Annotated in this window: 13 protein-coding genes; 8 read left to right on the plus strand and 5 right to left on the minus strand. The window is 62.0% G+C overall.

Annotation, left to right across the window (positions count from 1 at the left end):
- The first annotated feature begins 56 nt into the window (after positions 1 to 56).
- From relA to ACK1VC_RS25220, 3 genes are all read left to right on the plus strand, one after another.
- Positions 57 to 2297, plus strand: a complete 2241-nt coding sequence (gene relA, locus ACK1VC_RS25210; protein ID WP_016485261.1) for a GTP diphosphokinase — start codon at positions 57 to 59, stop codon at positions 2295 to 2297.
- 61 nt (positions 2298 to 2358) lie between these two features.
- Positions 2359 to 3192: a nucleoside triphosphate pyrophosphohydrolase gene (gene mazG, locus ACK1VC_RS25215; RefSeq protein ID WP_016485262.1), complete on the plus strand. Its 834-nt coding sequence runs from the start codon at positions 2359 to 2361 to the stop codon at positions 3190 to 3192.
- A 26-nt stretch (positions 3193 to 3218) separates the two neighbouring features.
- Positions 3219 to 3758 carry a DUF2058 domain-containing protein gene (locus ACK1VC_RS25220; protein ID WP_016485263.1) on the plus strand — a complete coding sequence of 180 codons (540 nt, stop codon included), beginning with the start codon at positions 3219 to 3221 and terminating at the stop codon, positions 3756 to 3758.
- A 44-nt stretch (positions 3759 to 3802) separates the two neighbouring features.
- Here the strand turns inward: ACK1VC_RS25220 and ACK1VC_RS25225 are convergent, their stop codons facing one another.
- The 4 genes from ACK1VC_RS25225 to purM all read right to left on the minus strand — a co-directional run bounded on the left by ACK1VC_RS25225 (position 3803) and on the right by purM (position 6598).
- Entirely contained in the window at positions 3803 to 3985 is a 183-nt protein-coding gene (locus ACK1VC_RS25225; protein ID WP_016485264.1) for a hypothetical protein, read from the minus strand.
- A 182-nt stretch (positions 3986 to 4167) separates the two neighbouring features.
- A complete protein-coding gene (locus ACK1VC_RS25230; RefSeq protein WP_096425703.1) occupies positions 4168 to 4878 on the minus strand; it encodes a DUF3108 domain-containing protein in 711 nt (236 codons plus the stop codon).
- Positions 4879 to 4886: 8 nt separating this feature from the next.
- On the minus strand, positions 4887 to 5540 hold the full coding sequence (gene purN / locus ACK1VC_RS25235) for a phosphoribosylglycinamide formyltransferase (RefSeq protein ID WP_016485266.1): 654 nt from the start codon (positions 5538 to 5540) through the stop codon (positions 4887 to 4889).
- Positions 5540 to 6598: a phosphoribosylformylglycinamidine cyclo-ligase gene (gene purM / locus ACK1VC_RS25240; RefSeq protein ID WP_016485267.1), complete on the minus strand. Its 1059-nt coding sequence runs from the start codon at positions 6596 to 6598 to the stop codon at positions 5540 to 5542. Before purM ends, purN begins: the two co-directional genes overlap by 1 nt.
- Positions 6599 to 7034: 436 nt before the next feature.
- Here purM and ACK1VC_RS25245 point away from each other — a divergent pair, with 436 nt between their 5' ends.
- The 5 genes from ACK1VC_RS25245 to ACK1VC_RS25265 all read left to right on the plus strand — a co-directional run bounded on the left by ACK1VC_RS25245 (position 7035) and on the right by ACK1VC_RS25265 (position 11601).
- Positions 7035 to 8102 carry a DUF2066 domain-containing protein gene (locus tag ACK1VC_RS25245; RefSeq protein WP_191087340.1) on the plus strand — a complete coding sequence of 356 codons (1068 nt, stop codon included), beginning with the start codon at positions 7035 to 7037 and terminating at the stop codon, positions 8100 to 8102.
- Between the two features lie 12 nt (positions 8103 to 8114).
- Entirely contained in the window at positions 8115 to 9188 is a 1074-nt protein-coding gene (locus ACK1VC_RS25250) for an AI-2E family transporter (RefSeq protein WP_016485269.1), read from the plus strand.
- Between the two features lie 252 nt (positions 9189 to 9440).
- Entirely contained in the window at positions 9441 to 10148 is a 708-nt protein-coding gene (hda, locus tag ACK1VC_RS25255; protein WP_016485270.1) for a DnaA regulatory inactivator Hda, read from the plus strand.
- Positions 10149 to 10274: 126 nt separating this feature from the next.
- The gene (locus ACK1VC_RS25260; RefSeq protein WP_016485271.1) at positions 10275 to 10928 is read left to right on the plus strand and encodes a C40 family peptidase; all 654 of its coding nucleotides are present in this window, start codon (positions 10275 to 10277) and stop codon (positions 10926 to 10928) included.
- 139 nt (positions 10929 to 11067) lie between these two features.
- A complete protein-coding gene (locus ACK1VC_RS25265) occupies positions 11068 to 11601 on the plus strand; it encodes a C40 family peptidase (protein ID WP_016485272.1) in 534 nt (177 codons plus the stop codon).
- 57 nt (positions 11602 to 11658) lie between these two features.
- Here the strand turns inward: ACK1VC_RS25265 and ACK1VC_RS25270 are convergent, their stop codons facing one another.
- Positions 11659 to 12966 carry a PQQ-dependent sugar dehydrogenase gene (locus ACK1VC_RS25270; protein WP_191087341.1) on the minus strand — a complete coding sequence of 436 codons (1308 nt, stop codon included), beginning with the start codon at positions 12964 to 12966 and terminating at the stop codon, positions 11659 to 11661.
- Between the last annotated feature and the right edge of the window lie 552 nt (positions 12967 to 13518).

Raw genomic sequence — 13518 nt, forward strand, 5'->3', positions numbered from 1 at the left:
GCACGGTGATCTCCAGCGCTCCCGCGTGGCGCGCTGTATGGAAAGGTAAAACAAAGATGGTACAGGTGAGAGTGCACCAGCCGGTCAACACCGACGGCAGTATCAATCTCGAAGGATGGTTGGACCATGTGGTAAGCGTCGATTCGGCACTGGATCGCGCAGCGCTCAAAGAAGCCTGCGAGTTTGCCCATGAGATCGAGAAGAAGGGCAACCCGGCCAAGCATTCCTGGGCGGACGGTACGTCCAGTTTCCAGGCAGGCCTGGAAATTGCCGAAATTCTGGCAGACCTCAAGCTTGACCAGGACTCCCTGGTGGCAGCGGTTATCTACCGTTCGGTGCGCGAAGGCAAAGTGACCCTGGCCGAGGTCAGCCAGCGGTTCGGGCCGGTGGTGTCCAAGCTGATCGACGGCGTGTTGCGCATGGCGGCCATCAGCGCCAGTCTCAGCCCGCGGCAGTCGTTGGTGCTGGGTTCGCAGGCGCAGGTCGAGAACCTGCGCAAGATGCTCGTGGCCATGGTCGACGATGTGCGTGTGGCACTGATCAAGCTGGCCGAGCGTACCTGTGCAATCCGTGCGGTCAAGGCCGCCGACGACGAGAAACGCCTGCGTGTCGCGCGTGAGGTGTTCGACATCTATGCGCCGCTGGCGCACCGCCTGGGTATCGGCCACATCAAGTGGGAGCTGGAAGACCTGTCTTTCCGCTACCTCGAACCCGACCAGTACAAGCAGATCGCCAAACTGCTGCACGAACGCCGGCTGGACCGCGAACGCTTCATCAGCGACGTGATGAACCAGCTGCAGAACGAGCTGCTGGCCACGGGCGTCAATGCCGACATCAGCGGCCGGGCGAAGCATATCTATTCGATCTGGCGCAAGATGCAGCGCAAAGGCCTGGAATTCAGCCAGATCTACGACGTGCGTGCAGTGCGTGTGCTGGTGCCGGAAATTCGCGACTGCTACACCGCGCTGGGTATCGTGCACACGCTGTGGCGGCACATCCCCAAAGAGTTCGACGACTACATCGCCAACCCCAAGGAAAACGGCTACCGCTCGCTGCACACCGCAGTGATCGGCCCCGAGGGCAAGGTGCTGGAGGTGCAGATCCGCACCCACGGCATGCATGAAGAGGCCGAGCTGGGGGTTTGCGCCCACTGGCGCTACAAGGGCACCGACGTCAAGCCCAGCTCCAACCATTACGAAGAGAAGATCTCCTGGCTGCGCCAGGTGCTGGAATGGCACGAAGAGCTGGGCGACATCGGTGGCCTGGTCGATCAGTTGCGGGTCGACATCGAGCCGGACCGGGTCTATGTGTTCACCCCTGACGGCCACGCCATCGACTTGCCCAAGGGCGCGACCCCGCTGGACTTCGCCTACCGTGTGCACACCGAGATCGGCCACAACTGCCGGGGTGCCAAGATCAACGGCCGTATCGTGCCGCTGAACTACAGCCTGCAGACCGGTGAGCAGGTGGAGATCATCACCAGCAAGCACGGCAACCCCAGCCGTGACTGGTTGAACTCCAATCTGGGCTACGTCACCACCTCGCGGGCGCGGGCAAAGATCGTGCACTGGTTCAAGCTGCAGGCGCGCGACCAGAACGTAGCCGCCGGCAAAACCCTGCTCGAACGCGAGCTCAGCCGCCTGGGTTTGCCGCAGGTGGACTTCGAGCGCCTGGCAGAGAAGACCAACGTCAAGACTGCCGAGGACATGTTCGCCTCGCTTGGCGCGGGCGACCTGCGCCTGGCCCACCTGGTCAACGCCGCCCAGCAATTGCTGGAGCCCGAGCGTATCGAGCAGATCGAACTGGTCCCGCGCAAACCTACCGGGCCGCGCAGCGGCAAGCGTGGCGACATCCAGATTCAGGGGGTCGGCAACCTGCTGACGCAGATGGCCGGCTGCTGCCAGCCGCTGCCGGGCGACGCCATCGTCGGTTATATCACCCAGGGCCGTGGCGTGAGTATCCACCGCCAGGATTGCGCCTCGGTGCTGCAGCTGGCGGGCAAGGAGCCGGAGCGCATGATCCAGGTGAGCTGGGGGCCGATCCCGGTGCAGACCTATCCGGTCGACATCGTTATCCGTGCCTACGACCGCCCGGGGTTGCTGCGCGACGTGTCGCAGGTGCTGCTGAACGAGAAGATCAACGTGCTGGCGGTGAACACCCGATCGAACAAGGAAGACAACACTGCGTTGATGTCGCTGACCATCGAGATTCCAGGCCTGGATGCGCTGGGGCGCCTGCTGGGGCGGATTTCGCAGTTGCCGAACATCATCGAGACGCGGCGTAATAGAACCCCTTGAGATTGCGTGGCCTCTTCGCGGGCAAGCCCGCGAAGAAGCCACTGCCGAAGGACTTGTCTAGATGACCTACACCCTCGAAGACCTGCTGCACCTCATGGCCCGCCTGCGCGACCCGCAATATGGCTGCCCGTGGGATCTTCAGCAGAACTACGCGAGTATCGTTGCGCACACCATCGAAGAAGCCTACGAAGTCGCCGACACCATCGAGCGCGGCGATTTCGAGCACCTGCAGGGTGAGCTGGGCGACTTGCTGTTCCAGGTGGTCTACTACAGCCAACTGGCCCGGGAAGAGGGCCGTTTCGAGTTCGATGGCGTGGTCGACAGCATCACCCGCAAGCTGATCCGCCGCCACCCACATGTATTCCCTACCGGCGAGCTGTATGCGCCGCTGGATACGCCCAGCCTGAACGAGGCCCAGGTCAAGTCACGCTGGGAAGAGATCAAGGCCCAGGAGCGGGCCGAGAAAAGCACACCCGAGCAACTGTCGTTGCTCGACGATGTACCGTCAGCCTTGCCGGCCCTGTCGCGGGCAGCCAAACTGCAAAAGCGTGCGGCCACGGTCGGTTTCGACTGGCCTGCTGCATTGCCGGTGCTGGACAAGGTGCGCGAAGAGCTGGATGAAGTGCTTCAGGCCATGGCCGACGGTGATGCCGATGCGCTTGAAGACGAGGTGGGCGACCTGCTGTTCGCCGCCGTCAACCTGGCCCGCCACCTCAAGCAAGACCCGGAAAACGCCCTGCGCCGCGCCAACCGCAAGTTCGAGCGACGTTTCCGTTTTATCGAACAGGCGTTACGCGACAGTGGCCGCCCCATTGAAGATTGTGACCTTGACGAACTGGACGCCCTTTGGGGTGAAGCCAAGCGTCAGGAAAAGAACCTGCCCAGCTGCGGCTGAGCTGTTGCATAAGTGAGTGAACATTCATGAGCCTTTCCCTTCGCGACCAATTGCTCAAAGCCGGTCTGGTCAACCAGAAACAGGTCTCGCAGACCAACAAAGCTGAAAAGAAACAGAAGCGCATGGAGCACAAAGGCCAGGTCGAAGTCGACGACAGCCAACAGCGCATTGCCAAGGAAGCCATGGCCGAAAAGGTCAAGCGCGACCAGGAGCTGAATCGCCAGCAGCAGGAAAAGGCTGAGCAAAAGGCCCGTGCCGCGCAGGTCAAGCAATTGATCGAAGCCACGCGCCTGCCCAAGCTGAACACCGAGGACTACTACAACTTTGTCGACGACAAGAAGGTCAAGCGCATTGCTGTCAATGCCCTGATGCGGACCAAGTTGAGTAACGGCGCACTGGCGGTCGTGGCCCATGCCGGCGGCTACGAGGTCATTCCTCGTGAGGCGGCGGTCAAGATCCAGGAGCGCGACCCCAACCGCATTCTGCTGCTCAACACCCATGTCGAGGAAGCGGACGAGGATGACCCGTACGCGGCCTACAAGATCCCGGACGATCTGATGTGGTAAAAACCAACAACCCCGCCTTGGCGGGGTTTTTTATTTGAAGAGGGCTACTGCGTGGTGCGCTGGCTTTCCAGGTCTTCCAGCTCTGCGCGGTACTGGTGTGCTTCGTGTTCATTGTGGAACATGCCCACCAGTTGGCCTTGTTGGTGCACATCCCAGATCCGCACGCCAGCGGCCAGGCCTTCGTGGGACATTTTCGATTCGTCGCGTTCGGTTACTTGGACTGTCATCGGTAAACTCCACTTCTTCAGTTGGCTGCGACAGTGTGTCGCACACCCTCTTTATAGAGTTTGTTAGCAGGCTAAGTAAATAAAACGGGCATGAAACAAGTTTCATGAAGCGATGGCGGTGCAGGGCAGGCACAAAAAGCCCCGCACTGAGCGGGGCTTCGGGTGCTGCTGGCAGTGCGGGGTCAGTTGCCCTTCACCGGCTTGCCATCGACCGTGCCATCCTGCAGCACGATCACATACTCCTTGCCATCAGTCTCGACCTGGCGCAGTTGCACCAGCAGGTAGTCCCAACTCTTGGCGAACCACAGCTCGGTGATGCGTTTACTCTGGCTTGGGTCGCGCACGCGCTCGACCTTCACGGCATCGACCTGGCCGGTCTTGGTGGTGACCTTTTCGGTACCCAGTACACGGAAGTCGTAGGTGTCGATCTCGTCACCGTCGACCACCTGGTAGGTCATGCTCTTCTTGCCGGCCGCCACGTCATGCTGCAGCGCCAGCTGGTAGGACGACTTGTCCAGCACGCCGCGGATCAGTGGCAGGTTGATGGCATCGCCACGGTCGCTGCCGGTGACCTTCTTGCCGGTCCAGTCGAAGTTCAGGTCGACCTTCTTGGCTTTGCCCAGGCCGCCGCGCTCGAAATGGTACTTCTGCGGCAGCAGGGTGTCGTTTTCCAGGCGCAGGGTGCTTTGCTCGGTCAGGCTGGCGATCATCATGGAAGCCTTGAAGTTAAGGTCCCAGGTACCGTTGGCATTCTTGACCAGGCTGCGCTCGGCGGTGCCACTCATGGGCAGCTGCTTCCAGTCGGCGGTGTAGCTGGCCGAGAAAGGCTTGAGGTCAGCTGCCTGGAGGGGCAGGGCAAGCACGGCAAGAGCCAAGAGCAGGACGCGACGCATAAATTCTCCTAGGATCGAATCAAGTGGCCGCTGGCCGCCAGCGGCTGGCCATCCAGTAATGCACCCTGTTCGCCAAGGCGCAAGCGCCCTTCAGCGAACCAGCGCACTGCCAGCGGATAGATCAGGTGTTCCTGATGGTGTACCCGCTGGGCCAGGCTTTCGACGGTGTCGTCAGACGCAACCGGTACCACAGCCTGTACGACCAGTGGGCCGCCATCGAGTTCCTCCGTCACGAAGTGTACGCTGCAGCCATGTTCGGCGTCGCCTGCCTCAAGCGCCCGGCGATGGGTATGCAGGCCCTTGTATTTGGGCAGCAACGACGGGTGAATGTTGAGCAGGCGGCCTTGATAGTGGCGCACAAAGCCGCCACTGAGGATGCGCATGAAACCGGCCAGCACCACCAGGTCGGGAGCGAAGCCGTCGATGCGCGCCATCAGCGCGGCATCGAAGGCCTCACGGCCGTCGAACTGGGTGTGGTCGAGCACGACGGTGTCGATGCCGGCCGCCGCTGCGCGTTGCAGGCCGTAGGCATCGGCGCGGTTGGAAACCACCGCACGGATGCGCACCGGGCTGTCCTGGCCTTGGCAGCTGTCAATCAGGGCTTGCAGGTTGCTGCCGGAGCCCGACAGCAACACCACTACATTGCAGGTCTTGCTTGGCATCAGTGTGCCTTGAGGTTTTGCAGCTCGACCTGGGCGGCGCCTTCGGCGGCTTCGGCGATGTGGCCGATCACCCATGGCTGCTCACCTGCGGCGCGCAGTTCGTTCAGGGCAGCTTCGACCTGATCCTGGGCTACGCAAATGACCATGCCCACGCCGCAGTTCAGCACACGGTGCATCTCATGCTCGTCGACGTTGCCTTTTTCCTGCAGGAAGTCGAACACCACCGGGCGCTGCCAGCTGGCTACGTCAACCACGGCCTGGGCGTTTTTCGGCAGTACGCGCGGGATGTTGTCCAGCAGGCCGCCACCGGTGATGTGGGCCATGGCCTTCACGGCGCCGGTGTTCTTGATCAGCTGCAGCAGCGGCTTGACGTAGATGCGGGTAGGCGCCATCAGCAGGTCGGTCAGCGGTTTGCCGTCCAGCTGGGTGTTCTCGATGTCGGTGGCGGACACTTCGAGGATCTTGCGGATCAGCGAGTAGCCGTTGGAGTGCGGGCCCGAAGACGGCAGGGCGATCAGCGCGTCGCCAGTGGCAACCTTGGAGCCGTCGATGATCTCGGCCTTTTCCACCACGCCGACGCAGAAGCCGGCCAGGTCGTAGTCTTCGCCTTCGTACATACCAGGCATTTCGGCGGTTTCACCACCCACCAGCGAGCAACCAGCCAGTTCGCAACCGGCGCCAATGCCGGTAACCACGGTGGCGGCCACGTCAACATTCAGTTTGCCGGTGGCGTAGTAGTCGAGGAAGAACAGCGGCTCGGCACCGCACACCACCAGGTCGTTGACGCACATGGCGACCAGGTCCTGGCCGATGCTGTCGTGCTTGTTCAGGTTCAGCGCCAGGCGCAGCTTGGTGCCGACGCCGTCGGTGCCGGAGACCAGTACTGGCTGCTTATAGCCGGCCGGGATCTCGCAGAGGGCGCCGAAGCCGCCCAGGCCACCCATGACTTCAGGGCGTGCGGTGCGTTTTGCCACGCCCTTGATGCGTTCGACCAGTGCTTCGCCGGCGTCGATGTCTACACCGGCGTCCTTGTAGCTCAGGGAGGGTTGCTTGCTCATTGATCCAGGCCTTTAGGAGGGAGGGATTCTTAAAAACGACCATGACGGCCAAGACCGGCGGGTAAGCGGCGGCTGCCTGAAACGTCAGTGGTCTGTGAAGGCGCGCGATTTTATCAGGGTTGCCGGGCAGCGGCCATCCTCAGGCCGACGGGCAGGGCATGAAAATGGCTATCTTGCCGGACAAACAGGGCGGTTGAGCGCTCAGGCACAAGCGACATTGGCCCGAAACAGATCCTGGCGCGAACTTCGCTTGCGATGCGTCGAGCGGGCGGCGCTCGCTCGCCCAGGCACTGAACCTGTCGTGGCGAACACCTGTCCGACCCGGCGCACGCTCCCGACAACACCCCGCAACCAATCTTTCACCCTCTCACGACTGGTTACCTTGCGCCCCCGTGTATAAGGTATAGACATTGCGGTAACTGGACAGGAATCCTCCATGCGTTTGTTCAATATTCTGGCAACCGGTTGCCTGGCCCTGATCTCGGCCACTGCCTTGGCTGAAAATGTTTCCGGCCTTTATCAGGTGCGCGAGCCGGTCACCGGGCAGGGCGCCGAAGCCCGTACCGCTGCCACCGCCAAAGCCCTCGACACGCTGGTGCTGCGCCTGACCGGCGACCCAAAGGCAGCGCAGAGCCCGGCGTTGGCCGACCTGCGCAAGGATCCGCAGCAAATCATCAACCAGGTTGGCAGCGAAGCCGGCCCGCCCGAGTCTGTGCTGGTCGAGTTCGACCCGGGTAGTACCGAGCGCGCCCTGCGCAAGGCCGGCCTCGCGCTGTGGGGTAGCAATCGGCCATCGATTCTCGGCTGGTGGCTGAATGACAGCGTCGAAGGCAGTAGCCTGGTCGGTGATGGTCAGGCCAGCGCCCAGCCTTTGCGTCGTGCCGCCCAGCACCGTGGTCTGCCGCTGCGCCTGCCACTGGCCGATCTGCAGGAGCAACTGGTGGCCAATGCCAAGCAGATCGAAGGCAGCGACCCGGCCCCACTGCGCGAGGCCTCTGAACGCTACGGCGCCGACGCCTTGCTGGCGGTACATGCCCAGGAAGCCGACGGAAAGTGGCAGGGCAAGTGGCAGTTGTGGCTGGGCGACCAGCGTGAGCAGGGCACGGCCGAGGGGGGCGACCCGGCAGCCTTGGCCGATGCGGTGATGTTGGCGGTAAGCAGCCGTCTGGCGCCGCGTTATGTCGCCCGTCCGGGCGCCAGCAGCCAGATGCAGGTGCAAGTGCAGGGGATGAGCCTGCAGCGTTATGCCGAGCTTGCCCGTGTGCTTGAGCCTTACGGCCCGCGCCTGCAGATGGCCGAAGGCACCACCCTGACCTATGGCGTGACCGGCAACCGCGAGCAATTGCGTGCCCAGCTTGGCCTGGCCAAGTTGCAGGAACTGCCTGCCGACCAGGCGCCCGCAATGCCCCCCGCACCAGCCCCGTCTGCGAGTGCAACGGGTGAGCAACCCGCGCCGGCCACACCTGCGCCCAAGCCGTTCGACGGCCTGCGTTTTCGCTGGTAAGAGGAGCATACCGTGACCGATGTTCGTCGCTGGATCTGGCTGGGTGTTGCTCTGCTGATCGCTGTGCTGCTTTATAGCTTGCACAATATCCTTACGCCGTTCCTGGTAGGCATCCTGCTGGCCTACCTGGCCGACCCGCTGGTTGACCGCCTCGAGCGCCTGGGCCTGTCGCGCACCTGGGGCGTTGTGGTGGTGTTCAGCCTGTTCACCCTGCTGATGCTCGCCCTGTTGTTGGTGCTGGTGCCGATGCTTGCCAAGCAGCTGGTGCGCCTGTACGAACTGGCGCCGCAGATGCTCGATTGGCTCGAACAGGTGGCGCTGCCTTGGGTGCAGGGTCGCCTGGGCCTGGCCGATGGTTTCTGGAAGTTCGACAAGATCAAGGCCGCCATCGGCGCGCACATGGGGCAGACCACCGATATCGTTGGCATGCTGTTGTCTCAGGCCACTGCCTCGAGCCTGGCATTGATGGCCTGGCTGGCGAACATGGTGCTGATCCCTGTGGTGGGTTTTTATCTGCTGCGCGATTGGGACCTGATGATGGGCAAGCTGCGCGGCCTGCTACCGCGCCAGCGTGAACCGCAAGTAGTGGGCCTGGCTGGCGAATGCCATGAAGTGCTGGGGGCATTCGTGCGCGGGCAACTCATGGTGATGGTGGCTTTGGGCATCATCTATTCAGCCGGGCTCATGCTGGTGGGGCTTGAACTCGGCCTGCTGATCGGCATGCTTGCGGGCCTTGCGGCCATCGTGCCTTACATGGGCTTCATCATCGGCATTGGTGCCGCGCTGGTGGCCGGCCTGTTCCAGTTTGGTGGTGACCTGTACCCGATGCTGGGTATCGTTGCGGTGTTCATGGTCGGGCAGGCGCTGGAAGGCATGGTGCTGACCCCGCTGCTGGTAGGCGATCGTATCGGGCTGCACCCGGTGGCGGTGATCTTTGCCATTCTTGCCGGTGGTGAGCTGTTCGGCTTTACCGGGGTGCTGCTGGCCCTGCCGGTGGCGGCGGTGATCATGGTGCTGCTGCGCCATGCCCATGACCTGTACAAAGAATCGGACATGTACGCCGGGGACATTGACCCGGAGCTGTGAGGGACAGGTCTGTGCCAAACCTGTGGGAGCGGGCATGCCCGCCAAGCATGTAACAAGGTGCATGGCACCGGCTTTGCCGGTGTTCGCGGGCACGCCCGCTCCCACAGGGATCGATGTCAGCGGCAAAATAGCGCAACTTGTTGATTTTGCTTGTGCTATCCATTGCCGTGATTGTGCGCCCCGCGTTGCGGGTATAGACTTTGCAGATTGTTCACCAAAGGCCCCCTGCGGTCCTGCCGACCGCCCGCGAGCATGAAACCACCGATCCAGTTGCCCCTGGGTGTGCGCCTGCGCGATGACGCCACCTTCATCAACTACTATCCGGGCGCCAATGCTGCGGCATTGGGTTACGTCGAGCGGCTATGCGAAGCCGACGCCGGCTGGACCGAGAGCCTTATCTATCTGTGGGGCAAGCAGGGTGTTGGCCGTAGCCACCTGTTGCAGGCCGCCACCCACCGTTTCCAGCAACGCGGCGAGCCCGCTGTCTACCTGCCATTGGCGCAACTGCTCGATCGGGGTGTGGAGGTGCTCGACTACCTGGCCCAGTACGAGCTCGTGTGCATCGACGACCTGCATGTGATCGCCGGCAAGGCAGACTGGGAAGAGGCCATGTTCCACCTGTTCAACCGCCTGCGCGACAGTGGCCGTCGCCTGTTGCTGGCCGCCTCGGCATCGCCACGGGAGCTGCCGATCAAGCTGCCGGACCTGAAGTCGCGGCTGACCCTGGCGCTGGTGTTTCAGATGCGTGGCTTGTCCGATGAAGACAAGCTGCGTGCCCTGCAGTTGCGTGCTTCGCGCCGCGGCCTGCACCTTACCGACGAAGTCGGCCACTTCATTCTCACCCGCGGTGCGCGCAGCATGAGTGCGCTGTTCGACCTGCTCGAACGCCTCGACCAGGCCTCGCTGCAGGCACAACGCAAGCTGACCATCCCGTTTCTCAAGGAAACCCTGGGCTGGTAACCCCCTGAAAACGCTGGGCCAGAGCGGCAAAACAGAAAAGTCACATCTTTTTCGATAAAATTTGCAAATGGCCATGATAGAGGGCATAGTTTCCCCCTCTAAAGGATTACAGACACGGTCGTGCCCATGCTAAAGCGCTTCGCACCCCTCGTGCCACTCGCACTCGTGACCCTGCTTTTTGGCTGCGCGGCCCAAGGCCCAGCTTCTCATTCAGCGCTGCAGCCCCAGGACCACACCCCGATCGCCGCACAATCGGCAATCAAGGCCAAGGCCTCGCCTTCGTCGGTATTCGGCGAACCGGAAGAGCTGGCCACTGAAGATGACCTGGAGGCTTTCTCCAGCAACAGCAAGCCTTACCAGTTGCCGGTACTGGCGGACAGCATTCTCGAGCGCGGCATGTCGTTGATCGGCACCCGCTACCGCTTCGGTGGTACCTCGGAAAAGTCCGGGTTCGACTGCAGCGGTTTCATCGGCTATCTGTTCCGCGAAGAAGCGGGCATGACCCTGCCGCGTTCCACGCGTGAAATGATCAACGTCGATGCCCCGAAAGTGGCCCGCAACAAGCTCAAGCCAGGTGACCTGCTGTTCTTCAGCACCAACGGCCGCGGTCGTGTGAGCCATGCCGGCATCTACCTGGGTGACAACCAGTTCATCCACTCCAGCAGCCGCCGCAGCGGTGGCGTTCGCATCGACAGCCTCGGTGACCGCTACTGGAGCAAGACCTTCATTGAAGCCAAGCGTGCCTTGGCCATGGCGCCGACCAACATCGCGCGCAACTGATAGCAAAATGATATATCCTGCGGCGGCGGCGATGCTTTGAAAAAAGCTCGCCGCCGTGCGCATTTACAGAAAGCGTCTAATCTAAATTCTCAACTCTTTTCGGCTGCAGCGCAGCGGTCTCAGACAGGATGTTCTGGCCATGATAAAGATGGCGCGCTTTGCATTTCTCTCCCTGGCAGCATTGCTTGCTGCCTGCTCCAGCCGTGCGCCTGCGCCGGCCCCTGTGGTTACGCCGCAGGTTACTTACAGCCAGCCAAGCCCTTCGCCGATTGCCGATGACGTATTGATCCGCGCCATTGGCCTGGTGGGCACGCCCTATCGCTGGGGCGGCAACACCCCGGACTCCGGCTTCGACTGCAGTGGTTTGATCAAATACGTCTACCGTGACGCGGCCGGTATCAGCTTGCCGCGTTCAACGCGGGAGATGATCGTCATGCGTGCACCTACGGTGGATGCCAAGGCACTGCAATCCGGCGACCTGGTGTTCTTTGCCACCAGTGGCGGTTCGCAAGTCAGTCATGCTGGCATTTATGTAGGGGAAGGGCGTTTTGTGCATGCGCCTTCCACGGGTGGCACGGTGCGCCTGGACTATCTGTCCAACAGCTATTGGGCCAAGGCTTACCTTCAAGCCAAGCGTGTGATTCCGCAAGGGCATCTGGCGCAGAACCCCTGATAATCAACGCCTGTAGCAGCGGCCCCGTTCAACGGGGCTGATACAGGCCGCCCGGTTTCAAGGTGCTTTGCTCACCCGCCAGATCACATTGCCGACATCGTCGGCCACCAATACACCGCGTTGCCCATCGTTGATCACGCCCACCGGACGCCCCATCGCCTTGCCCTCTTGGTCGAGAAACCCCGTGAGCAGGTCGATGGGGCGGCCGGCAGGTTTGCCTGAGCGGTCGAAAGGTACGAACAGCACTTTGTAGCCGCTGTGTGGTTTACGGTTCCACGACCCGTGCTGGCCGACCAATGCCCCCTGATCGAAAGGCGGCGGCAGTACACCAGGCTCGGTGAATGCCAGCCCCAGGGATGCGGTATGCGGGCCGACCGCATAGTCTGGCGCCAGGGCCTGGGCCACCTTTTGCGGGGCCTGTGGATGTACCCGGTGATCTACATGCTGCCCGTAGTAGCTGTATGGCCAGCCATAGAAGCCGCCGTCTTTTACCGAGGTGATGTAATCAGGCACCAGGTCGCTGCCGATTTCGTCACGTTCATTGACTGCTGTCCACAAGACGTTGCTGTGTGGCTCCCAGGCCAGGCCGTTGGGGTTGCGCAGGCCGGTGGCGAACAGCCGGTGCTTGCCGCTTGCGGGGTCCACTTCCCAGATAGCGGCGCGGCCTTGCTCCTTCTGCATACCGTTTTCCCCGATGTTGCTGTTCGAGCCAACCGTCACATAAAGCTTCTTGCCATCGGGGCTTGCGATCACGTTCTTGGTCCAGTGATGGTTCAGCGGCCCGCCGGGCAGCGCGGTCACCGGGTGGCCTTTATCGGTTATCTGCATGGCGCCCGGTTCATAGTGAAAGCGCAGCAGCCTGTCGGTGTCGGCCACGTACAAGTCCTTGCCCACCAGGGTCATGCCGAAGGGTGAGTTGAGCCCTTCGATGAAAGGGGTGCGAGTTTCTGCCACCCCGTCATGGTCGGCATCGCGCAGCAGGGTTATACGGTTGGCGCTGGGTACGGTCGCGCCGGCGCGTTTCATCGCCTTGTCCATGGCCCAGCCGCGAATGCCCTTGCCATCTTCGGGCTTGGGTGGCGCGTTGGTCTCTGCCACCAGTACATCGCCGTTGGGCAGCAAGTAGAGCCAGCGCGGGTGGTCGAGGCCGCTGGCGAAGGCTTTGACCTGGGTGCCTGGTGCCGAGGTCGGCTTGCTGCCCTTTGGCCAGCCCACTGCAGGGGCGATATTTACGGTGGGGATCAGTGTTGTGACGGGGGTGGGGAGGCGGGGGTTTGGCCCGCTGCCGTCGTTTACGCTCAACAGGGCTGTTTCGCCGCAGCCTGCCAGGCTGGCTGCGATTAACCAAGGCATCAGGCATTTCATGTGCGGCGTCCTCTAAAGAAGCCTGTTGAATTGAGAGGCCGGCTGGGTTCGGCAGGTTCCCCTTGGTTTGCTTGCTCTTGCTCTTGCTCTTGCTCTTGCTCTTGCTCTTGCTCTTGCTCTTGCTTTTGCTTTGGCTTCTAAGCGCGCGGTAGCTCAGGCAACGCAGATTGCGACTTCAGGAGGCCGAGCGCAGGGCTTGCGTAGGGAGGTGACGGGCATGGATGCCCGTCAAGCGCTGGGCCCCAGGATGGGGCCTGTAGCGCGGTCCTCCCGGGAGCAAGCCCGGAGCGAGGGGACCCCGGAGCGCAGCGCAGGGGCCGGATGATGGGAGCCAGCGTTTTTTGGTTACTTTTTGTCGCGTTTGACAAAAAGTGACCCGCCGTAAGGGCGGAAAGGTGATTTGGCGCCACCTTTGAAAATGAATGTTGACTCATTGTTGATGCTCACACCTGAACGCGAACAGCGAACAGCAAGACCGAACAGCGAAACAGTGCTGGTTTTTAGCTCGCGCATAGGCCATTTGCGATAGCGACACTAACTCACCTTTTCGCC

Source organism: Pseudomonas sp. XP2 (assembly GCF_053557975.1).